The 22944-nt window shown below is 57.2% G+C and carries 18 protein-coding genes and 3 pseudogenes; 14 read left to right on the top strand and 7 right to left on the bottom strand.

What is annotated here, in order from left to right; genetic code table 11:
- The first annotated feature begins 110 nt into the window (after positions 1-110).
- On the top strand, positions 111-467 hold the full coding sequence (locus NH398_RS13900) for a RidA family protein (protein ID WP_253019017.1): 357 nt from the start codon (positions 111-113) through the stop codon (positions 465-467).
- A gap of 105 nt (positions 468-572) precedes the next feature.
- Here NH398_RS13900 and NH398_RS13895 read toward each other — a convergent pair whose 3' ends face one another.
- Positions 573-1685, bottom strand: coding sequence for an aminotransferase class I/II-fold pyridoxal phosphate-dependent enzyme (locus tag NH398_RS13895; protein WP_253019016.1), 1113 nt, complete (start codon positions 1683-1685; stop codon positions 573-575).
- An 89-nt stretch (positions 1686-1774) separates the two neighbouring features.
- On the opposite strand from NH398_RS13895, the gene NH398_RS13890 reads away from it, so the two are divergent.
- From NH398_RS13890 to NH398_RS13840, 11 genes and pseudogenes are all read left to right on the top strand, one after another.
- On the top strand, positions 1775-5440 hold the full coding sequence (locus NH398_RS13890; protein WP_253019015.1) for an ATP-binding protein: 3666 nt from the start codon (positions 1775-1777) through the stop codon (positions 5438-5440).
- A complete protein-coding gene (locus tag NH398_RS13885; RefSeq protein ID WP_022520046.1) occupies positions 5437-6072 on the top strand; it encodes a hypothetical protein in 636 nt (211 codons plus the stop codon). The genes NH398_RS13890 and NH398_RS13885 overlap by 4 nt, the downstream gene beginning before the upstream one ends.
- Positions 6069-7313, top strand: a complete 1245-nt coding sequence (locus NH398_RS13880) for a hypothetical protein (protein WP_253019014.1) — start codon at positions 6069-6071, stop codon at positions 7311-7313. Before NH398_RS13885 ends, NH398_RS13880 begins: the two co-directional genes overlap by 4 nt.
- Positions 7310-8179 (top strand): hypothetical protein, encoded by an 870-nt coding sequence (locus NH398_RS13875; protein WP_253019013.1) that lies wholly within the window; start codon positions 7310-7312, stop codon positions 8177-8179. Before NH398_RS13880 ends, NH398_RS13875 begins: the two co-directional genes overlap by 4 nt.
- A gap of 303 nt (positions 8180-8482) precedes the next feature.
- Positions 8483-8860: a hypothetical protein gene (locus NH398_RS13870; protein ID WP_253019012.1), complete on the top strand. Its 378-nt coding sequence runs from the start codon at positions 8483-8485 to the stop codon at positions 8858-8860.
- Positions 8861-8919: 59 nt separating this feature from the next.
- Positions 8920-9288 (top strand): hypothetical protein, encoded by a 369-nt coding sequence (locus NH398_RS13865; protein WP_253019011.1) that lies wholly within the window; start codon positions 8920-8922, stop codon positions 9286-9288.
- 94 nt (positions 9289-9382) lie between these two features.
- Complete coding sequence (locus NH398_RS16825; RefSeq protein ID WP_253019010.1) at positions 9383-10579, top strand: HEPN domain-containing protein; 1197 nt, start codon at positions 9383-9385, stop codon at positions 10577-10579.
- A 103-nt stretch (positions 10580-10682) separates the two neighbouring features.
- Entirely contained in the window at positions 10683-11537 is an 855-nt protein-coding gene (locus NH398_RS13855; RefSeq protein ID WP_253019009.1) for a hypothetical protein, read from the top strand.
- Between the two features lie 262 nt (positions 11538-11799).
- Positions 11800-12762 carry a ribonuclease Z gene (locus NH398_RS13850; protein WP_253019008.1) on the top strand — a complete coding sequence of 321 codons (963 nt, stop codon included), beginning with the start codon at positions 11800-11802 and terminating at the stop codon, positions 12760-12762.
- Positions 12763-13113: 351 nt separating this feature from the next.
- Positions 13114-13524 carry a hypothetical protein gene (locus NH398_RS13845; protein WP_253019007.1) on the top strand — a complete coding sequence of 137 codons (411 nt, stop codon included), beginning with the start codon at positions 13114-13116 and terminating at the stop codon, positions 13522-13524.
- 30 nt (positions 13525-13554) lie between these two features.
- Positions 13555-13803: pseudogene (locus NH398_RS13840) on the top strand (MBL fold metallo-hydrolase); the annotation flags it as partial.
- Between the two features lie 41 nt (positions 13804-13844).
- On the opposite strand, the gene NH398_RS13835 reads toward NH398_RS13840, so the two are convergent.
- Both NH398_RS13835 and vapB read right to left on the bottom strand, forming a co-directional pair.
- Positions 13845-14138 carry a hypothetical protein gene (locus NH398_RS13835; RefSeq protein WP_253019006.1) on the bottom strand — a complete coding sequence of 98 codons (294 nt, stop codon included), beginning with the start codon at positions 14136-14138 and terminating at the stop codon, positions 13845-13847.
- A gap of 243 nt (positions 14139-14381) precedes the next feature.
- Complete coding sequence (vapB, locus tag NH398_RS13830) at positions 14382-14612, bottom strand: type II toxin-antitoxin system VapB family antitoxin (protein WP_253019005.1); 231 nt, start codon at positions 14610-14612, stop codon at positions 14382-14384.
- A gap of 98 nt (positions 14613-14710) precedes the next feature.
- On the opposite strand from vapB, the gene NH398_RS13825 reads away from it, so the two are divergent.
- Together NH398_RS13825 and NH398_RS13820 are read left to right on the top strand one after the other, a co-directional pair.
- Positions 14711-15364 (top strand): DsbA family oxidoreductase, encoded by a 654-nt coding sequence (locus tag NH398_RS13825; protein WP_253019004.1) that lies wholly within the window; start codon positions 14711-14713, stop codon positions 15362-15364.
- 80 nt (positions 15365-15444) lie between these two features.
- Positions 15445-16139 (top strand): annotated as a pseudogene (locus NH398_RS13820) (aspartate/glutamate racemase family protein).
- A gap of 62 nt (positions 16140-16201) precedes the next feature.
- On the opposite strand, the gene NH398_RS13815 reads toward NH398_RS13820, so the two are convergent.
- The 4 genes and pseudogenes from NH398_RS13815 to tssI all read right to left on the bottom strand — a co-directional run.
- Positions 16202-17398 carry a homoserine O-acetyltransferase gene (locus NH398_RS13815; RefSeq protein WP_253019003.1) on the bottom strand — a complete coding sequence of 399 codons (1197 nt, stop codon included), beginning with the start codon at positions 17396-17398 and terminating at the stop codon, positions 16202-16204.
- Between the two features lie 259 nt (positions 17399-17657).
- Positions 17658-17903: a hypothetical protein gene (locus tag NH398_RS13810; RefSeq protein WP_253019002.1), complete on the bottom strand. Its 246-nt coding sequence runs from the start codon at positions 17901-17903 to the stop codon at positions 17658-17660.
- A 1-nt stretch (position 17904) separates the two neighbouring features.
- The gene (locus NH398_RS13805) at positions 17905-21609 is read right to left on the bottom strand and encodes an RHS repeat-associated core domain-containing protein (protein WP_253019152.1); all 3705 of its coding nucleotides are present in this window, start codon (positions 21607-21609) and stop codon (positions 17905-17907) included.
- 81 nt (positions 21610-21690) lie between these two features.
- Positions 21691-22944, bottom strand: a pseudogene (gene tssI / locus NH398_RS13800) (type VI secretion system tip protein TssI/VgrG); the annotation flags it as partial.

Here is a 22944-nt window from a genome sequence, read left to right as displayed (position 1 = left end):
ACAGCCAGCCGTACCATGTCTATTGTTGAATCCCGCCAAGCATCGTATAAATGCGGTGCTTAAGTGCACATCAACTCAATAACATACACATCTTCGCTGGAGATACCCCCATGGGCGTGACCTATCACGAAAGCAATGCACGTATGAGCCAAGTGGCTGTTCATAACGGAACGGTTTACCTTGCGGGCCAAGTACCTGCGGACGCCACGGTGGGCATGCGTGGCCAAACCGAGCAGGTGTTGGCGCGCATTGATGAGCTGCTGGCGCAGGCGGGCACCTCTAAAGAGCACCTGATCTCTGCTCAAGTGTGGGTGACCGATATGGCGGAGTTTGCGGAAATGAACGACGTGTGGGAAGCCTGGGTGGTGCCGGGGCGTCCGCCGGTACGCGCGGCGCTGGAAGCCAAGCTGGCCAAGCCCGAGTGGAAAGTAGAAATTATGGTGATCGCAGCACTGCCTGACGCTTGAGCCAGGCGTTACCGCCGCGTTCGCTAGATGATCACGCCCGCAGCGACTAATGCGTCGCTGCGGGCGGTTGTATCAACGCTAGCCTTGATTAACGCTCTCCCCGAATCAGCACACTCCCTCTGCCACTGCCTTCTCCAGAGCGGCCAACCTACCGGGTTCCAGCGCTCCTTCCACCGCCGTAATACGAATCACGTTGGCCAGTTCAGGGTGGGCGAGGCGGGCCACCAATACACCTTCGGCTAGCAGTTCCTGGTGAACCGCCGCTGCCAATTCCGCGCTGGAGAGCCGAATGCCGATGAAGTTCGTCGCGCTGGGCAGCACGTCGGCACCCAGGCTGATAAAGTGCAGCGCCAACTGTTCGCGGCGGGCTTTCACCGCTTCAATGTGCTGCTGTGCTTCCTCGGGGTGATCGAGCACGACTTCGGCCGCTGCCTGGGCGAACGAGGACACCGCGTAGTGAATACGCACCTTCATCATCATCGCCAACACGTCAGGCTCGGCAATCGCGTAGCCAATCCGCATCCCGGCAAGGCCGTGGGCCTTGGAGAGCGTGCGTAGGCGAATCACGCCCGGAAGCGCCTGGCCGAGGAACTCGCTGCCCGCGTCGTCACGAAAATCGCCATAGGCCTCATCCAGCAGCAGCCAGCACGCCTCCGGCAGCGCCTCGCGTAGCTTGAGAATCGCGCTATCGCTGTGCAGGTGGCCGCTGGGGTTATCGGGGTTCGCCAAATACACCAGCCGCGCATCTTCTTGATGAGCCGCCGCCGCCAGCGCTTCTAAATCCGGGGCGAGTACGCCGGGCGCTTCATGGTAACTTGGCTCGATCAAGCGGCAGCCCTGGCCTTTGGCGAAGTAAGCGAAGGTAGGGTAGGTGCCCGCCGTACTCACGACCGCATCGCCCGCCGTGCAGGTGGTGCGCAGCGCCAGAGCGATCAAGCTATCGGCACCGGCATCCACCAGCAGGTGCTCCAGGGGAATGTTCTGCTGTGCGCTCAAGCGTTGGCGCACTCCGAACGCCTCGGCATCGCCATAACAGTAAACGTGCTGCACCACCGCATCGCCAAAGTGCTCCCGCAAGGCGCGATGGGGCATGTCTAGCCCCTCGTTAGAGCCCAGCCGGTGCGGGATCTCTCGGCCAAGCCGACGCTCCAATACTTTAATGCCGGGGAACGGGTTGGCCGGGCCTTCGCCAGTGAGATGCTCGGGGTAGCGGGGCATAACGTCTCCAAATCAGATAGCGTAAACTGTCGGCTAGCACAGTAATGAAAGCATGAACGGCAATGACAATACCCGTCCAAGGATACGGCATGGCTCACTTATTGCGAATCGTGATGATTCACGGTCACTTAAATGGCGTGGTCGAACTCAGTGTGGACGGCCACACCAATATTTGCGGCACCAACGCCTCCGGTAAAACCACGCTACAGCGGCTGGTGCCGGTGTTTTACGGCGAGCTACCCAATAAGGTAGTGCCCAAAACGCGTATGAAGTTCGACGCGTTCTACTTGCCCAACCGCAACAGCTATCTGGTGTACGAATACCGCCGCGAAGCGGGCAATATCTGCCAGGCGGTGCTGACCCGCAAGGCCGAGGGCGGAGTGGAGTACCGATTCGTTGGCGCGCCCTACCAGCCGGAAGACTATCTGGTAGAGAGCGAGGCGGGCGTAGCGGCGCTGGACTACACCCAGTGGGCTAGCGGCCTGCGGCGCAGCGGCACGCCCGTTTCTCCTAAGCTGGGCGCGACCTCTGAATTCCGCTCGGTGATCCAAAACGACTTTACCCAGTTGCACGGCAACAGCCGCGACGGCCTCAAGCTGCGTCAGATCGCGTCGCAGTTCAGTCTGGTCAAACCCGAGCGGCGCATCCGTCATATCGAAAAGCTAGTTTCTGCGGTGCATGCCAAAGAGGGCAAGATGGACACCCTCAAAACCATGCTGGCGGCGATTTTTGAAGAGGATGGCGTTGAGCTGCCGGTGACCCGGATTCGCAACACCAAGGCGCGGGAGTGGATTGCCCAGATGCGCCAATCCATGCGCCTGGAACCGCTGCAGGCCTCCCTCGCCCGGCTCGCCGGTATCGACCGCGAGCTGGCCGAACTCGACACCACCCTGTGGCAACTCAAACCCCAATTGGCCGACGACCGCGAACAGGCCCAGCGGCGGGTGGCCGATGTAGACAGCGAACTCAATCGCCACCAGCAGGCATTCCAGACCGAAGAGCAGGCCTACACCGAACGGCGGGATGCACTCAACGACCAGCACAGCGAAGTGGCAAGCCAACTGCAGCACACCCAGCGCCGCCTCAACGACCTGCAAACCCAGTTCGAGCGCTATGCTGATGCCGATATGCCCGGCCTGGAGCGGGATATCAACGCGCTGCCCCAGTGGCGCGAACAGCGCGACCAGCTGCAGCAACACCTGCAAGTGATGCAGGACGCAGTGAAGGAAAGCCAGGCGCGCCTAGATGGCCGACTGCGCGAACTCTCCGACACCCTCGCCCGTCAGACCCAAGAGAGCCAGGCGCTGATCGACGCGCTGGTCGAAGAGAAGGCCGAGCGCCGCGAACAGCAGTGGCAAACCGAACAGCAGCATAACGAGCGCTACCAGCAGGCCCGCCAGCGGCTAGAGAGCGAGTACCAAGCCCAGCTAGAATTAGGCGTCGAGCAGTTGGCCGAGCTAAAGGCCCAGCTCGCCATGCCCACACAAACCCGCGAAGAAGCTCAGGAAGCCGAACTGGCCCAGGCGCGGCTGGACGACGCCCAGCAAGCCCGCAGCGCGGCGGGGGCGACTCTGGAAGCGCTGCGCCGCGAGCTGGATGCCCACAAGCGCGAGCGCGACACCGCCGAACAGCATCTCGTGCAGTGCCGCCAACAGCGCGAGCGCGCCGAGCAGCACTGTTACACGCTCTACCAGCAGCAAACCCCCGAGCAGGGCAGCCTGCGCTACTTCTTGCGCTACCACCGCCCCGGCTGGGAGCAGCAGCTCGGCAAGGTGATTGCCCCCGAGCTGCTGGAGCGCCGCGACCTCGCCCCGCAGCTAGCGGAAAACGCCAGCGACGACCTGTTCGGCCTGGCGCTGGACCTTTCCGCTATTGCGCTGCCGGAGTATGCCCAGGACGAAGCCAGCCTGCTGGCCGCTATCGAAGAAGCAGAAGGTGCCAAAGCCCGCGCCCAAAGCGCCTGCGTCGCCGCTGAAAAAGCGCTCAAGCAGCACAACGAGCGGGTGCAGCAGGCGGATGATGCCCAGGATACCGCCCGGCTGGCCCACCAGCGCGCCGAGCAAGAAGTGGCGTATGCCCTGGAAGCGCGCCGCCAGCAGCAGGCCCGCCACGCGGAGAGCCAGAAAGCTCGCCGCGCTCATATCGAAGCCGCCTTGGCCCGCCAGGAGCAAGCGCAAGCCGAGCTGCGCGAAGAAAAGCGCGAAGCCCTGGCCGAGCTGGCCGAGACTCACCAAGGCCAGCTACTGGAACTCAAGGCCGACGCCCAGAGCCAGCTCGACAGCCTGGAGGCCCAGCTACGCACCTATAAACAGCAGCTTAGCGATGCCAACGCCGAACACCAGCGCCAGCGCGAAGAGCTGGAAGCCGCCTTCAGCCAGGAACTGGCCGACCAAGGCGTCGACCCCGCCCAGCTCAAGGCCACCAAAATCCGCCTAGAAGCGCAGAACGAGCGCATTCGCAACACCGCCGCTCGCCAGGAGGAGCTGGCCGAGTACCAGCGCTTCATGCGCATCGAATGGGGCCAGCACAAACCACAGCTAGTGGCGGAAGAGGCCGAGCTGGCCCAGCGCGACCAGCAGCTCAAGCGCGATAAAGCGCATCTGAAGAACGCCTTCCATGCCGCCCGCGACGCCCACCAGCAGGCGGTGAACGACCTCAAAGCCCAGCGCGACAGCGCCCGAGGTACCCTGGACACTCTCACGCCGCTGCTCAACCAGCTGGACAGCCTGGAGCTGGTGGCCGAAGGCGCGCCAGCGGAAGCCAGCGTCGGGGATGTGGACGAGCGCATCGAGCGAACCCGCCAAGCGTTGACCAGCCGCCACCAGCAGCTAGAACAGTTACGCCGAGGCTGTCTGGAGGTCGAAAGCCAACTGATCAAAGACGCCAGCAGCGGCTTTGCCGATGCCTTGCAAAGCGAGCGCGACAAGCTGCCCAGCGACAGCCCACGGCTACTGCTGCCGCTGCTGCGCGGTATGCTCAAATTGCTGGAGGACCAACAGCAGCAGCTGATTCAGGAAGGGCGTAACCTCAGCGACGATCTGGACAAGTTCTTTATCGTTTTCCGTGACCTGAACCGGCGCATCAGCGCTCAAAGCCGCCGGCTTTCGGAAGAGGTCGCCGACGACCTGCGCTTGGAAGGCATCACCAAGGCGGAAGTGCGCATTCAATCCACCATCGACGAGTTGGGCTTCTGGGAGCCGCTCAAACTGTTCGCCCAGCGCTACAAGGCGTGGCGGGAGTCTGGCCAGACGCTGCCTAGCGACGACTACCTCAACGCCCTGGCGGATGTGGTCGATCTGCTGCGCAGCGACCAGCAGTACAGCTTCGAAAGCCTGCTGCGCCTGGAGTTGCACCTGAACGAAGGCGGCACCGATCTAGTCATCAAAAACGACCGCCAACTGCTCGAGTCCTCCAGCCACGGCATGGCGTATTTGATTCTATGTAAGTTCCTGCTTGCCTTTACCCGCCTGCTGCGCGGCGAGGCGCAAATCGCCATTCACTGGCCCATCGATGAGATCGGCACTTTGGCCTACCACAACGTCGAAAAACTGTTCGACGCCTGCGACAGCAACCGCATTCATATCGTCGGTGCGTTTCCCAACCCAGAATCCGACGTGCTGCTGCTGTTCGCCAACCGCTACCTGATCGACCGCGATGAGGCCAACCCCAACAAGCGAGTGTTAAAACGCATCGAACCACGGCTAAGCCGCCTGGCCGAACGGCTCCATGAACGTCAGCAGGAGGTGACGGTATGATCGAACATGGCCCACTGCTAGAGCGCCTGCTGGCCGGGGAGTTTGTCTGCCCGATCAGCGATGAGAGCGGCTATCGTCATCTCACCAATGAAGAGACCCGGGAAGAGATCGATACCTACCTGCGGCCGCTTAACCGCCGCCTGGCTAGCAATGAGGATGGCAGCGTCTACTTTCTGGCCTGGCGTCAGCTCAATGACAACGCCCGCGATCAGCTCTCCCGCCAGCTCGGCGATACGCTCAATAGCCTGTTGCCGCTGTTGGAGTGGTTGCAGCTCGTTCAAGAGGCGCTGGGCCGGGACACCCTGGCCGCCCCCGGCGATGTGCTCAAGCCCGCCGAATTCAGCGCCAAGTGTGAAGACAACCAGAGCCTGCGCGAACGCTTGGAGCGCCTAGCCACCGACAGCTTCTTTGGTTCACAAAGTGACCAGCTCGACGCCCAGGTAAAGCAGGTCTTCAAGCGCCTGAAAGAGCACGGCTACCTGCTCCAGCCCCATTCAGAGCGGCAGGTATTCGTGGTCACCGGCAAGATCGACTACCTAGTGGATCTGGTGCGCTTTATTCGCGATGAAGAGAACCTTCCCATTGAAGAGGGTAGCGAGGAGGGCTCCGGTTCCCAGGAGGCCCTGTTGTGAGTTCTAGCGGAGAACATGCCCTGGAAAGCCGCCTGCTCAAAACCGGCAGCGAACGGCTGGCGCTGCTCGGCAAACACGCCGATGTACTGATGCAGGCCTACACCCGCGATGAAGTGCCGCTGGAATCGCTCAGCGATAGCGCGTTACGCAAGCTGCTGGCGGCGCGCATTCTATGGCGGCCGGACGAGCAGAGCGGCGTGAAGCTGGCGCCCAAGGTGCGCGAACTGATCGCCGAGATGCTCGCCGACGAGACCCGCCGCCATGTGAATGCCGACGTAGCGGAAACCCTGGAGCTGATTCGTGCGCTGGTACATAGCTATCGGGAGGCGCGTAGCCGTGGCGAACACTGGCGGCTGGAGCAGCAGTTGATGCGCTTGCGCCAGGAAGTCGACGACCTGAACGGGCGCTTCGCCGATGCCATCGATAGCTTATGGCAGCGGCTGAATAGCGATTTTGGTTTTGTCAGCCAGCTCAACGACAAGATCCGCGAAAACGACCGCGCCCAGAAGCAGATCGCCAGGCTGCTGGATGGCCTGGCGCTGATCGACTTCGACGAGCTGATCGAACTGGTGGGCAGCGACGGCGGCCTGCGCAAACTATTGATCAGCCAGCTACAGCAGCAGCTAAGCCACCACTACACCAGCCTGCGCGAAGTGCAGCGGCGCTTGATCGAACTGATGGCGCGCTTTCGCAAGCAGCAGGCGCGCAGCCGCCTGATTAGCGGCATGGCCGCCTTTATGCGCGAACACCCCGGCTTTGTGCCAGGCAACTACGCAAGGCGCAGCGAGGTGCCTGGGCTAGTCAATCAGGCCGCACCGCTCAGCGCGGCGGCCGCCCCGGCGCTTGATCGCAACCTGGAGTGCCGGTTGCTTGCCGAGCTGTTGCACCAGCTACCCCAGCCGCGCCACACCACGCAAACGGTTGAAGCCGCAGCCCCGGCCCAAGCGCAAGAGAGCAGCCTAGCCGCCGCCCGTCAGCAAGCGCTCAAGCAGGATGTGGAGCACTTCTATTTAAGCGTGATCGACCAGCCCCAGGCGGAGCCGGTCAGCGCCCTTGAGTACCTGCACGAGAGCCCGCTGGAATGGCCGGATGAGATCTGGCTTTTCCAGGTGATTTCCGAATACCAGGGCCTGCCGCGTAGCGATCAGAAGGCGTTTCGGCTCAAACAGCAGGAGAGCCAAGCCAGCCAATTCAATCACCTGCGCCTGATCCACGATGTAGAACTGCAGCTGGCCGTATGAACCTACCCAGCCGCGCACGCAATGGCCTTAACGGTGTGGCCCGTGAACTTCTTCGCCAGCCCACGGTGGAAAAGCCCCGCCGCCAGTGGGTAGACGACGTAGTGGCCTGGTGCCACCAGCACGACATTGACCTGGCCACGCGAATCAACAGCAAAACGCTGCGCTTTGACGCCGCCTTGCTGGCCCAGATCAATGACGTACTAGAAAGCGCCCGCCTGGCACCGCTAGGCCGCTCGCTCAGCGGCCTGAGCAGCAGCGCCCAGGCACAGGAGGGTGTAGAGGAAGACAAATCCACCCGCGAAAGCCCTCGTGCGCGGCGGGTACTCGTCAGCTTTCCGCCGCAGCCAACAACCGGGCTTGTCAACGAGCCACGCACTATTCGCGATGTGGATGTACTGGGATTAAAGCTGAGCGCGTTTAGCGCCTTGATTCAGGTTGAAAACCTGGACAGCTTCTATGAGTTTTCGCCGGAACTCCCAGCGCTAAGCGGCTACGCAAACCCGCTAGTCGTCTACCGCGGCGACAGCCACTACGGCGGCGGCTTTGTCTTACTGGCGGATGCTTGGCACAAAACCCGCCGAACACACATCTACGCCGGTGACTTCGATGTAAAAGGCGTCACGCTAGCGCTAGATAGCAACGCCACCCACTTACTCCTGCCCAATATCGAATGGCTCACCCAAAACGCCACACCGTTGCATGTACCTGCTGAACAGTTTCCTTACCAGCGTAGGCTTCGTAAGCATCTTGCTGCGCTGCCATCTGCTCATCCATTGCGTGAGTATCTGACGTTAATGTTGGAAAAGCAGCGGGGGCTCAGGCAGCAGTGGTTTGGTGGGGATGTGGTTTGTGTGGGACTTGGCTAAGAACCGGATCGAAAGGCTGCCCCTCAAGCCCGCTTTTCACACTTTATCTTGGTAGGATACATCAGCGTCGTAGACTTGATTCCCAAAGCGTAGTAGTGCTTTTCTAGGCTGTATGACTAGGCAGAGCAAAACCAGCCAGCACGCGACCTTGGGATATGCCGCCTATTTTTTCTTTGCCTTCAGGCGAATCAGTGGGATAGAGTCAAATAAGATTGCTACATAACCTCAATGAATGAGCAGACACGTTTATTGAGGTTATGCAGCCGACCGTATAATCATTGTTAGGTCAGCAGGGGAGCAAGTATGAGTTTTAATGACGAACCAAAGAATCCGCGGCTCTCAGTACACAATAAGTACAAAAGAAGGCTTAAGTCTCTTTCACGCCATGTTGATGATTTTCTCTACCATGCGGACATGAAACTAGATGAGTCAATTGCGGGGAATATCTATAAAAGAGAGGAAATTGAGCAGGTTGTGGCGAAGGTAAGAGAGCTCGCAGCATTACTTCCTGATACTGATGAAGCGTTTGACGGCCCCTCAATTAGAGAAGACTTTCTTGAGGTTCTTGAGCAGTCAGCTGGAGAAACCGAAAAGATCATGGCAGAGGCGGACAATTTTTTTAAAAGCCTCTCAGCGGAAGAATGGGATGAGATGGTTAAATCTTATCATCAGAAGACCTAACCAAGCATTGCAGCGGACGAGCCGCTGAATGCGGCGTTAAGCCGTAAAGGAGAAGGTGCATGCCGAAGAAGGCTTCAGATATCTTTAACGAAACAAACTACGTTTTCGGCTCAAAAGGTGATTTCAAAGACGCTTTTCCTGAAATTCAGGAAATGTCCATTCATGTTACAGAGTTGGAAAGCCTAATCTGGATGAAAGAGCAGACAACACATTACCTCACCGCAGAGTACCCTGGCGCTGAATACATTGATTGCACCAATCCATCGTGTGACGGTGGTGGTTTTTCAATGGGTAATGTTTTACGTGAAGCGGTAAACAGCAAAGAAGAAGAAATAGAAAAAAGCATTACTTGCCAGGGGAGCGAAACCACCGGAAGGCGGTGTATGCATGCGTTCAAAGTCAGTGGTTCTGTCAAGTACAGGGCTTAACAAGCGCATGTTGGCGGTCTGGTTTTACGCTGCGCTCCAAACCAGACGCAAATGCGGGCGTTAGGCGCAGTCAGAAATCGAGTGGAGTGTACATGTGACGTTTTCAGAGCATATTTCTAATCTAATTTCTAGTACTCAGTATGGTTCTAGAGAAGATGCATATAACTCAGTTAGAGCTTGGCACAGTCAGGCGCAAGTGCTGTATGTATCAGATGCTGAAATGTATAACGAATGCCTAGAGAAAATATATGAATACGACAAGAAAATCTCGTCTAGATTTAGCAGAAAAACAATTTTTGAATATGTAAACAAGAAGATTCCAAGGCTTAAGTTGTCCGGGGATTTCGAGGTTGAGCCGCACAAATTTTTTGAAACGTTCTTTTCAACAAACCCTAAAGATTTCATTATTACGGCCCCTATATCGGGGGTTCGTTTAGATGGTGGCATCAGAGACTTTTCTCTGCCGCCTTATAAGTTTGGATATTTAAGTGATCTGAAGTTCCCAATCGCAAATGAAAATGGGATGTTCATAAGTGTTGTCATAAGGAATGTCTATGACAAAAACATCGCCATTTCGAAAGCCGAGGGCGCATTCTTGGATTTTGCACGCTTAGTAGTGTTTATATCAGGAAAACTTGATCGCAGCATCTTGATTTCAACTGGGTTGCCGTTAATGCCTAGTTATACTCATGAATTCATGTATGTAAGAACCAGTTCATACCAAATAACAGATGATCAAGGAAATTTGGAATCAGCCTCTATCTCAAACAATAACCTAGAAAAAATACCTATCAATAATAATTTTTTCAGTAGCAATGAGACCCTCAATAAGCTATGGGAATTGAATGACAAAAGAATTAATGGCCCGAAATTGAATGACATTGATTCTAGGGTGATAAATTCAGCTTTAGCGTTGGGGGAGTCGGCCCTTACAGCTGACAAGAAAAACTCCATTATTTATACTTGTATGTCTCTAGAAATATTGTTTTCTTATGATCAAGGTGGGTTATTCCAGAGAAGCATCGGGGAAAAACTATCGGATCTATTTACGTTTATTGTGGCAAGGGATAAGGAAACAAGGCTAAAAACAGGCAAGGTAGTGAAAAAAGTTTACGGCATGAGATCAGCCATTGTTCACGGGGGCGACAAAGAGTTAACTGATGAGAATCTACTGGTAAATTTCCTAATGCGTGCGGCCATATCTGAAATCTTGAATGCTGAAAAGTTTAAGGGTGTTAGCAATATTGCCAGGCTGTATGAAATGCTCAAAGAAGCTCAAAATTCATATTAGCCTAACGAGGGCTTCAACCAGACCAACTTTTCCGCGCCCTTCGGGCGCTCCAAAGCTGTCGGGTTAAGCCAGTGTTAGGCGAAGAAAGAATCCAGGAGGGACATTGTTAGAAATTTTGGCTAGCAAGCAGGTGGATATCTACATTTCGCTTGTAATAAGTTTGATCGGTGCGGTCTTTGGGATCGTTCTGGACAGATCTACCAAGGGCAAGGGAAGAGCAGCGCCGGAAGGCGGCGGGACTCATGCAGTTAGCGTCTCTATGCAGCAGGTAGTGCGGGTTTCCGTTGGCTCAAAAAGCAGCGCTGATGATCAGCTTATGCTTTTCTTTGTTGGCGTATTCCTTCTTATAGTCGGGGTTGCCTACCTCTTTTTCCGCCAAGAAGTTCTTGTCGTTGGCCTGCTCTTAGTCCTCTTTATCTTTGGCGCTTGGGCTGGCTCTGTCGCAAACTCCCTCTACAGTGGGTTCTACGACGGTTGGAGATGGGTTGTCTACTTGCTAGTTATGCTCCTCTTCGCTCTGGCCGCGGTTCGCGTCGTAGGTCTTGCGAAGACCCCGATGTTCGCCCCTAGTAACTTCATTTACGTCCAGGACATTGTTAACCAATGGGGGATCTTGTCTCTCCCACGATATTTTACGGTGCTCGACTTCCGGTGGCTTGGATTCCACCTGCTGGGAATTATCTTATTTTTCGCAGCTAGCTGGCGCGCGTGCCTGTCAATGCTGAACTATGCAGTGCTAGGAACCCGGCTGAGCAAAGGGGCAGCGCATACGGAACTCGGAGGTCAGATAGCCTCGGCCTATGGGAGGCCGTGGCGGAACAGCCTATTCTTGCTCGGGTTCATGGTAGCAGCGAATTACTTGGTCAGCGGTCAATTCTTCATGTGGTTCGAGTATGAGATGCCGAACCAGCTAGAATATTTCATTCAAGTTGTACTGCATGGTCGACAAGCTGGATGAGAAGAGGTGACGGTGCGGATAAAGGCAAGCCTAACAAAGGTGTGGAGCGCGACGGCTGCTTCGCAGCCGCGGCTCACCCCTCGCGTCAAGGGTTAGTTGCTTGGTGCTTTCGAAAGTTCCGTCAGCCATGCTCGACGAACTTAGGTAGGCCTTACCTGTATTAAGGAGCGCCGAACCATGATCGTAGAAGCACTGTTGGTTAAGCTTAGCTAGCTGTAAATCCATTGCCTTTGTCTTAATTAAGTGAGAGCACGGACGCGATATGAACCTACTCTTCCTTGGCACCTCCGCCGGTGTACCCACCAAAAGCAGAAACGTCTCCGGCATCGCTTTGCGAGAGAGCAAAGGTAAGGGCTGGTACCTAATCGATTGTGGTGAGGGCACCCAGCATCAGGTGTTGCACACGAAGCTGTCGTTCCATTCATTGAAAGCCATCTTGGTTACCCACGTGCACGGCGACCACTGCTATGGGCTGCCGGGCATACTGGCGAGTGCGGGAATGGGTGGCCGGTCAGCGCCGCTGACCATTGTGGCGCCCACCGGTATCAAAGCTTGGTTGGAGGCCACCTGTGAGACCACGCAGCTATGTTTACCCTTCGCCCTAGAGTTTATCGACTCGGATGAGTTGGCAAGCGTTGAGTTTGAAAGCATGACGATTACTATTCACAGGCTTTCACACCGGGCGCCGTCCTACGCTTATGGGTTTACGGAGACAAAAATCGACGCTGCCTTGGACGTTGATAAGCTGGCGCAGAAGGGCATTCCGAGAGGGCCGTTGTGGGGGCAGTTGAAGCAAGGGTTTGATGTTGAGTTTGAGGGCGAGCGGTTAAAAAGCCATGACTACCTGATCTTCAAGCACAAGCCGAGGAAAGTCGTGATCGCTGGGGACAATGACCAGCCTGACTTGTTGATGGATGCCTGCGCGGGCGCACAGGTACTGGTGCATGAAGCCACCTACAACGAAGAAATGGCCCAAAAGGCCGGTGATGTAGGGCATAGCTACGCCAAGCTTGTCGCCGCGTTTGCCGAATCGATACAGCTGCCAAATTTGGTGCTGACGCACTTCAGCCCCCGTTACCAGCTTAACCCTCATGCGTCGCCTTCCATTGAAGACATCCGAAAGGAGGCCCAGCGCGTCTATTCGGGCTCGCTTTACCTGGCGCGGGATTTTGACGAATACACCCTGGATAAATCGGGTCACTTTTCTGAGGTGGCGTGCGAATAGGTGGGCTGTTTTTCGACCATCCTTGCGAAAATAAGGCTACTGAAAAAGGGGTGACGTCGCACCGGCCAGAAAGACAAATACGGCAAGCGCCACCAGACCCTGCCGGATAAAAGGCTAGCGAGAGACGACGCCAGCCAGCACGTTTCATTTTGATCCAGTATAACTAATTTGTACCTGCCCAACGGTCGAAAAGTTGAGCTATCGAAGCTCGAGAACGTATGTGATGATCCAAACCCAGATAGATGAACATAGCTGCTTCCAGCCTGCTCAGAACTATTCACATTGCGTGTTCCATTCCTGACCCTTATGATACGTTAGGTAAAATATTCTTAGGGGGTGGCAATGAGGCAAATGATGGGCATAGCCACGGCTTTGCTACTGTCTGGATGTATTGATCCAGGGCCGCCTCAGCCTGATATGTCGCTGGAAATAGGCGATGAAGGAGTGGTGTCCAACGCTGGGCGCATGTGTAACACCGTTGGGCTTTATGAGACTCAAATAAAGAGACTCATGGATGCAACTCAGGAAGAGTTGGACGCCTTCAATATTGCTTTAGAGGATGGAGGTTGCACGTCTGCATATGAGAAAGACTTACATTACAAGGTGCTGGATATTGGCCCCGTAGTGGAGCACCGCTCTGGCTGTAATCGTTACTACATGGTGACAATTGAGCTTGAGGGCCATGGCACGCGGTACGTTCAAAATAGACGCATTAAACGCCAAACAGAAGAACAACTGGAATACATTATTAATTGCAATTAATGTCTTTTTTATATAGCAAGGTAAGCCATAAAGGCCGGTGAGGTGGGGCATAGCTACGCTAAGCTTGTCGCCGCGTTTGCCGAATCGGTACAGCTGCCCAACTTGGTGCTGACGCACTTTAGCCCCCGTTACCAGCTCAACCCCCATGCGTCGCCGTCTATTGAGGACATCCGACAAGAAGCCCGGAGCGTCTATTCGGGGTCGCTTTATTTGGCGCGGGTTTTTGGCGAATACACCCTGGATAAAGCGGGCCACTTTTCTGAACTGGCGGGCGAATAACTGCTTTCATCCCGCCGCCCATTGAGTGCTTGCCGCGCAGGTCAGTCGCGGCAATAGCCTTCACCTGTTGCGACTACTAGGCAGTCTTCCTTTTCCAATAGCCACTTCATGCCGGTGGCTTCGCCGTCGCCCGCACGAAGCAACTGCGGCCCGCCCTCGCGATTAAAGCGAATGCCCTCGGCGGTGGCCTGCCCTTCGAAGGTGCCGATTTGGTCGTCATCCAGGCCGTAGCGCATGTGAAGGAGATAGTGGCCCGGGCCTTCAGGCTCGTCCTTGCTGATTTCCAGGAATAACCCTTCTACTCCAATCCATCGGCCGACCCATTGGTCGGTCATCTGGTGGTGGGGCTGGTTTTGCTCGGTTGATGTACCTGAGTCCGGTGCGCCTGATGTGGCGGTATTGCTGTTTTGAGCACACCCGCTGATAAGTAATAGGGTGCTTAGAGCTAACGCGGTTTTGATCATGAGTAGTGATACCTGCTGGGGGTGAATGGCCGTCTAAATCCAATTCCTACTCTAAGCTCTGATCACCTTTAATGGTAAACATGCAAATATTTATTATAAGCATGTACTTAAGCATCAAAATGCCTCACGTTCCTGTTCGTTTGGCTGCTCGCGTTCACTCATAAAGCCTGCACTGACACTTTCGCCATGAAACCAGCTGTCCCACGCTTCACCTACGGGGGCGATCAAGCGCGCGCGACCCAAGGCAATAACTTCAACGCGTTTAACGTTTTCAGGCAGCGCAAGGGATTTCGGCATGCGCACCGTTTGACTGCGGTTGCTTTTAAATACCGTTGCCTTTTCCATGGAGGTCCCCATATCTGTACTGCCGTTACTCACAATATACACGTACTATGCTTTCTTTAGTTTGATCGAATTTTGAGATATGTCGAAGGGATATATAAATGCAAAAGGTAAGAATCGACCTGGTATCCGACGTGGCCTGCCCGTGGTGCGCCATTGGCTACCGGCGCTTGGAGCAAGCTCTAGAGACACTCAAGGGCGAGATCGACGTTGAGCTGGTCTGGCAGCCTTTTGAGCTGAACCGCGATATGCCGCCAGAAGGCGAGCCGATTCTGGAGCACTTGTGCCGCAAGTACGGCAAAGACGTGGCTACCATGGAGCAGTCTCAGCGCGAGATCATGGCCGCCGCCGAAGAGCTTGGCCTGAATTTCCGGGGTGCCCTGGAGCGCCGGGCGAACAATACCTTCGCCGCCCACCGCGTGCTGGCGTGGGCAGGAACACAGCACCAAGAAACGGCACTTCAGTTAGCGCTGTTCGAGGCCTATTTCGGTGAAGCGAAAAACCCCGCCGACCCAGCGGTGCTGCGTGAAAAGGCCATTGAGGTTGGGCTTGACGGCGACACCGCCGAAGCCATTGCCCGTTCTGACCAATACACGGATGAAGTACGTGAGGCAGAACAGCGCTTTATGGACGCAGGGGTGAGCGCGGTGCCGGGCTTTATCCTCGATGGCCGCTACCTGATCTCGGGTGCCCAGCCCGCCGACGTGTTGGTTGATGCGCTGCGTCAGGTGGCCGAAGAGAACGCTAACAGCTAATGTGTGAGAAGCCCTGCCTGAAGGCGGGGTAGCACTCTCAGCATATCCTTTTCCAAGCACCAACTTGTGAACGCGACTCTATGAAAACCATCGGCTTAATCGGCGGTATGAGCTGGGAATCCACGCAGACCTACTATCGCCTCATCAACCAGCATGTGCGCACGGCGCTGGGCGGGCTGCATTCGGCTAAGGTGGTGCTGTACAGCGTCGATTTTGCCGAGATAGAGGCGCTACAGCATCAAGGCAACTGGCAGGCCACCGCTGAGATACTGGCAGCAGCGGGCAAAGCGGTCGAGGCGGCAGGGGCCGATTTTCTGGTGCTGTGTACCAACACCATGCACAAGGTGGCCGAGCCGCTGGAAGCGGCGGTCTCCATTCCGCTGCTGCATATCGCCGACGCCACGGCCCAGGTGCTACAACAGCAGGGCATTACCTGCGTGGGGCTGCTCGGCACGCGGTTCACCATGGAGCAGGCGTTTTATATCGAGCGCCTGCAGCGTCAAGGCATCGAGGTGGTGGTACCCACCGAGCCACAGCGCGAGCGCGTGCACTCGGTGTTTACCAGGAACTGTGCCTGGGCGTGGTAAAAGCAGATGCCAAAGCTGACTATTTAGAGATCGTCGCTTCGCTGGCTGTGCGCGGCGCGCAGGGCGTGATTTTAGGCTGTACCGAGATCGGCCTGCTGATTCAGCAAGCCGATACGAGCGTGCCGCTGTTCGATACCACTGAGATCCACGCGGAGCAGACGGTTCAGCGGGCTTTGGAGCGAGGTTAATCAGATTAGTCTGTAATGCAATTTCTCAGCGCTGGCTCCCAAAGCAGCCAGCGCTTTCTCCCTTACTGCAAAAACTCCCGCAACGTTTCGCTGGCTTGCTCAATGGAAACGACGCCATCCAGGTGGCCCCGGTTGCCTTCCAGCGTTTCCAAGGTTACCTCGGTGCCGTCTGCTTCAATCAGCTCGGCGGTGCGGCGCACGCCTTCGGGGGCGAAGACCAGATCGTTCTCGCTATACAGCATCAGCGTGGGCGCTTCGATGGCGGCTAGGCCTGCTTCTAAGGAGTCGCCGTGGCCTGCCATAAAGGTTTGGTTGGCGCGCACTAGGTAGAGCAGGTGGTTGGCATCGGAGAGCTTCGCCCGTGCGCCGGCGATATCATCTAGGGTTTGCTCGATGGCGTAGCGGGCGTTGAGATCCTGAGCGGGGTCGCGAGCGTCATCCGCCCAATCACGGTTGAACGCTTCGTTGGCCCACTGCCAGTGATTGGCATTGAGCGTGACCAGCTTCAGCGCCTCTTTTAGCCCCTCGGTGGGCGGCTCGCCGTCGTAGTAGTCGCCTTCGTTCCAGTTGGCATCCAGGCGAATCGGCGCGGCCCAGGCGCTTAGCGTGGCCAGCAGCCATGGGTCGGCCACGCCGCCACCAATCACAGGGATCAACCGCTCAACGCGCTCAGGGTAGGCACTGGCCCACTCAATGGCCTGCAGGGCACCCATGGAAGCACCCATCACCGCATGCAGCGATTCAATGCCCTGGCTTTCCAGCAGGGCGCGCTGCACCTCGACAAAGTCACGAATGGTCACGACGGGGAAATCCATGCCCCAGGGCTCACTGGTATCAGGGTTGATGGTAGCGGGGCCGGTAGTAGTGACGTTAGGGTCATTCGCCCCCAGGTTGACCAGCGTATCGGAGGAAATGATGTAGTACTCATCGGTATCCAGCGGTTTGCCGGGGCCGATGATGGCATTCCAGTAGCCGGTGCGCTCGCCATCGGCGCTGTAGCGGCCTGCCGCATGGCTGGTGCCGGAGAAGAAGTGGGTAATCAGAATCGCGTTGTCGCGGGCTTCGTTAAGCTCGCCGTAGGCTTCCCAGCCCACCGTCACGTTGGGAATCGTCTCGCCGCCCTGAGTGGTGAAGCTCTCCATCTCGAACGTCTGCTTCTCGACCACGCCATCCCAAGCCCATAAGGGCGTGGCCAACAGCAGGCCAAGGCTGGTGAACGAGGCGACCGTCACTAGCGCGAATGGTTGCTTGCGTCGCATGCGCTTTCCTTTTTTGAGGGATTATTGTGATTGTTTTAGGGCTGCTGATGGCAGCCACCCCTTTAGCATAGTCAGCTTAGGGAGATTTATTGCTTTGGAGCAAGCAGCGGAGCGCTCTTTCTTCGCAGGTATCACCACATGCATCGAGTAGCGATGAGCACTGCGAATAATAAGCCTGGCATCGGCGATGATCTCTGTAGCACGGTGTTGATGGATATAGAGGGCAAATTGCTGGGTAGATTATTTGTCAGTAATGGCGTTATTTTTCTGAAAGACAAACAGTTCTAATTGGTTGTCCATCTTTGTAAGAGAAGTATTCTTTACAACCACGTTCTGATTTCCTCAATCCTATATCCTTCGCTCGCATAATCTCATGTAGCCCTACTGTTCCATTCTCATTCCAGTCCATATCATTCCATGAATATCCTTTCATAACTCCCAATCCTAAATTTACTAAAATATACAAGCCAAAGAAAAAACATAATCCACAGATAATCCATTTCATATTACCATCCCGCCCATGGTGCGCTTTGGTAAGTACCTGGGGCTGGCAGATTAGGATCTCTGCCATAAGATATCTCATTGGTTATTAAGCCACTTGCTGAGATAGAGTCATGCAACGAACCGGGCGTTATGTTTATTCCTAAATCATAGCCTAGGTCTTCCAACCCTCTCTCAAGAGGATCAGTGCAGTTGAATCCTAGGGCGCCATAGCTTCCTCTTCCTTTCTGCCACATTAGTTTTTGTTCAAGCTGAGCTTGCTCTCCAGGGGATAGGTTGAGTGTATATCCTTTAGCGTTTCTGAATGTGTTACGTTCCATATAGTCTTGGTAAGGCATAATAGACATGCCGTTTGGCCCCCATGAATAGATGGTATCGTCAATATTGGTAGCAACATGGCCAAATGATGAACTACCCCAACCCACTCCTTCAAATATTATAACCTCTGTTTTTAATCCTTTGGGATCAATGAAATTAATAGGGTCATTCCCTGCGTAATTATAATGATTCATACCGCCTCTCAATCCAATTGGATCCTGACTAATATACCTACCTTGCTGCGGGTCGTAGTAGCGGTGGCGGTTGTAGTAGAGGCCGCTCTCTTCGTCGTGCCACTGGCCCTGGAACCGGATGGGTTGGGTGGTGTTGCCGCGCTCGTGTTGGGTGGCGGCCCAGTCGTCGGGCTGGGCTTGCCAGGCGGTGTTGCCGTCGGCGTTGACCAACTGCATGGGGGTGCCCAAGGCATCGGTGACATAGGCGCTGAGGATTTGGCCTTGCTGGGTATCATCAATACGCAACATAGGCACAAAACTGCCCGGCTCATACACCACGGTCATGCGCTGGTTTTCGGTCTCTTCCCGGACGATGCGGTCGCCGTCCCAGCCGTAGTGGGTGGTGGCGGTGGTGCCGTCGGGGTGGCGCACGGTCTTGCTGATGCGTCGGCCCAGACCGTCGTAGCGGTAGGTGGCGTCGCGGGTATCACCCGACGCGCTGGCGTGGGTGAGATGCACCAGTCGGTTGGCGCCGTCATAGCCCATCGTCAAGCGCTCGCCGTCGGGCTGCTGGCATTCGATCAGGTTGCCAGCGCCGTCGTAGCGGTAGCGAGCATCGTCAAGCTGGGTGAGGCGGTTGTCAGGCAGCGCCTGCTGCGCTTGAGACGCCAACCGGTTACCGGCGGCATCCACCGAGTAGCGGTGGGCTTGTTCGCCGTGCTGGCTGCCGATCAGGCGGCCAGCCGCGTCGTAGGTGTAGGCGACGATGTCGGTGGCACGGCCTTGCTGTTGCGTGCGGAAGTTCATGCGCCCTAAGGCATCGTACTGGTACTGCTGCGAAACGCTCGCACTGCCAGCCCCGCTCAGGGAGAGGTGGTCTAGTTGCCCCAGGGCCGAGTAGCCCCGTTCCAACACCAGCGGCGCGCTGGAGGTAGCGCTTCCCAGGTGCAGACGACGCTGTGTCTCACGGTGCAGGGCATCGGGCTCCAAGGCGATCTCCAGCCCTAGCCCGGGGGCGCTGAGGCCGTGCAGGTGGCCACTGCCGTAGGTGTGCCAGTTAAACGCGGGAAGGTCGCCAAACTGGCTAACCTGAGGCGCGCCGTTGGCGGTCAGTTGGTGCTGGTGTTGCCATGCCCAACCCTCACCGTCGGCATGGGCGCGGTGCTGTTGCTGCTCCCCGATAAGGCGCTGCGCGTGGTCGTAGTGGAAGCTCACCTCGCCATGCTCGCTGGTGACGCTGAGGAGCTGACCGTTCTGGCCCCACTGATACTGTTCCGTGCTGGCCGGGGCGTGTTCGGTGGCGGGCAGGTGCCGGGCGGTGAGGCGGCCTAAGGCATCGTAGTCGTAACGGGTCACCAGCGGCTGGCCGTCCGGGCCGTTACGATGGGCTTCCACCCGCTCGATGAGCTGGCCCGCTTCATCGTAACGGTAGTGCTGTTCACGGCCATCGGGGCCGGTCTCGCTGGCTAGGCGGTCCATCGCGTCATAGGCAAAACGGTAGACCGCGCCATTGCCCAGGGTGAGTTCGCTCAAGCGGCCCACGTCATCGTAAGCGGTGAACTGTTGGCTGCCATCGGTCTCGATGCGCTGCACCGGGCGGCCGTGGTCATCGAAGTAGAACTGCTGACGGTAGCCCAGCGGGCCCTCGACCTCTACCAGCCGCCCCAGCGGGTCGTGATGGTGGTGCCAATGGGTGCCGTCCGGCAGCTGCGTAGCAAGGCGGCGGCCCATGTCGTCGTGCTGGGTGTGAGTGGTCTCGCCCAGGGCATTGGTGACGCTGGCCAGGTGTCCGTGGTGGTCGTAGGTGTACTCGGTGCGTTGTTGAGCACAATCCACTTGAGCGGTGACCTGCCCGAGAGCATTCCACTCCTGATGATGGGTGGCACCCACGGCATCGGTGAGAGTGGTGGGGCGGTCGGGCAGGTCGGTATTCTCATAGGCGAAGGCGGTAGTGCCTTCTGGCCCTGTGATGGTCAGGGGGTTACCGCGGGCATCGCGTTTGATCTGCCAGTGTTGGTCGTCAGGCCCTGCAATGCGCACCGGAAGGCCCAGGGCATCCCGTTCGATGGCCCAGTGGGTGCCGTCTGGCAAGGTTTGGCCGATCACTTGGCCGTGGTCGTCACGCTCAATCAGCGTCTCGCGGCCCAACGGGTCGATGGTGGCGATCTTACGGCCAGCACGGTCATAGCGGAACTCGATACGCGAGCCGTCGGCCCGTACGTGGCCAACCCAACGCAAGCCAGGCCCGGTGCCCGTAAAGTAGTAGCGCTCCTCCCTGCCCAGGCTGTCGGTGACCTTCGTGTGGTCTTCTTGATAGTGGTAGATACGCGTCAAGCTGCCCGTTTCCTGCTGCTCAATGACGCGCCCCGTGGGCGCGTGATGATCCCAGGTGTAGCGTGTCTCCTGGCTACCAGGCACGCGGTGGGCAATCAGGATGTGTGCCTGCCACTCGAACTCACGGGCAACATGCCCATCCTGCTGGTGAACGGCTTGCAGGTCGCCTTCCGAGGTATAGGCATACTGCACCAACGGTTGGTCGCTGCGTTGGCCTTCGGCATCCCGAGCCAGCCGTATGCCTACCAAGCGTAAACCGCTGTCTTCCACCGTTGCCGCCGTGACCTGCTCGTACTCCCACTGGTAATGGCGGCCTGCACTGTCCTCGACGCGAACCAGCAGGTCACCTTCCCAGTGGTAGATGGTCGCATAGCCGTTGCGGTCCTGCTCTTGCGTAAACTGCCAAGTGCCTTTGTCGTCTGGGGTAAACAGTAGATAGTTGGTACCGTCGTAGAGCGTGATGATGTTGTCATCGAAACGTATGGCGTCGTCCAGCGTCTGCCACACGTGGGATGTGTCTTCGTCCGCTATGCCGCCACGTCGAAGCCATAGCTGTTCGGTGGGTGAGAAGCGTTCCTGGCCTGGGGCCAGAGCTCCAAACCTAATGGTACGCCCTTGGGCATCCTTCAAAGCACAGTACTGGTCGTTGACGCTGAGCGTTAGTGAAGCGCCCGGTACGGACCACCCCTGGCCCAATACACCAACCTGGGCGTTACGGGAGAGATAACCACGTGTGAACACGAAGGGTTTAGGCGCAGGCAGGGCAAAATCCGTTTCTGCCGGTAATAGCTTGGCACCTAGTACAGGGTTGACCGGGTTACCGACGGTAGGCTGGCAAGCACTGCAAAAATCTGCCAGACCATCAAGCAGGGAGGTGTCAGCCATATCCAGCAGCTGTTCGCCGAGTGACGCAAAGAGCGAAGAAGTGGCCATGTCCAGCAACGTATCGCCTAGACCGCTCTTTTCACCCGGTAGTAGCGCTGTGGTGGCGGCCTGACCACTGCCTACTCCAGGGCTGCCACCGGAATTGATTTTCACCTGTGCGCCAACAATGGTAATGCCACTTGGGTCAAGCTTAACGAAACTGCCACCCGCTTTGAGCGTGATCTCGGCTCCCGCATCAATGACCGTTTTTCCACCCGACACTTGGTGAATTTCCCGTCCAGCTTCCATCAGCTGCGACTGGCCCACCTTCTCGTGGCGGGTGCCATCAATGAGTAAATGATCGTCGCCATCAATTTGGATGTGGCGGTTATTGTGCACCGTGTGGTGATCGTCGTTGTCGATCTCGCTGATACGGTCGTTATGCACCTTGAGGTGGCTGTCGTTGCGAATCTCTTCGGTGCGGTCGTTCAGCGTTAATAGTTCGAGGTCTTTCTGGGCGTGGAGCCAGATTTGCTCTTCACCCGCTTCGTCTTCAAAGCGCAGTTCGTTGAAGCCTTCGGCTTTGTGGCTTTGGGTACGCAGCACCGTGCGGGTCTTGTGCTCTGGCAGCGGGTACGGGGCGGTGTTCACCGCGTGGTAGGTGCGACCGGTGACCAGCGGTTGGTCCGGGTCGCCTTCTAAAAACGAGACGATCACCTCGTGGCCAATGCGGGGAATGGCGATACTGCCGTAGCCGCCGCCTGCCCACCCTTGGGCGACCCTCACCCAGCAACTGGCCGTATCGTTGGGTTCAGCGTAGCGGTCCCAGGGGAACTGGACTTTGACCCGGCCGTGCTCGTCGCAGTGGATCTCTTCGCCTTCCGGGCCCACCACAAAGGCGACTTGCGGCCCATCGACGCGGGGCTTGGGATTGGGCGTGGCGCGCCAGGGGGTATCGCCAGGGATCAGCGTGACGTGGTTGTGATAGCGGGTCATTCCACTTGCGTCACCCTGAGCCTCTTTACCGATCAGCATCCCATCCTCTTCCAGGGCCTGAGGTTGCTCGCCGACGTGGCTCACTTCAATGGCCTGCCAGTCGCGGTTAAGGCTGTCGGTGTCGTGGTCGGTGAGGGTGAAGCGGACGCCGGGGGCGAGTTCAGGCAGGTCGCTTTCAGCGCTGGCCGTGATGGCTTCCCGGCGGAGCTGTTCCAGGCGGATGCGGGTAAAGGGCTTGCCGGAGGCGTCCTGCTTGTAGCGGCCGGGGTAGTCGTAGTGTTCGTAATCGTCGCGCTGGCCGTGGCTTTCTACCTCGCGGCCCAGGTGTTCATGCAGTTGGGCGTAGGCGGGGTTTTTGAA

The sequence above is a fragment of the Halomonas sp. CnH100-B genome (genome assembly GCF_024124605.1).
Lineage (GTDB): Bacteria > Pseudomonadota > Gammaproteobacteria > Pseudomonadales > Halomonadaceae > Vreelandella.
This window is presented reverse-complemented; position numbering and strand designations above follow the sequence as displayed.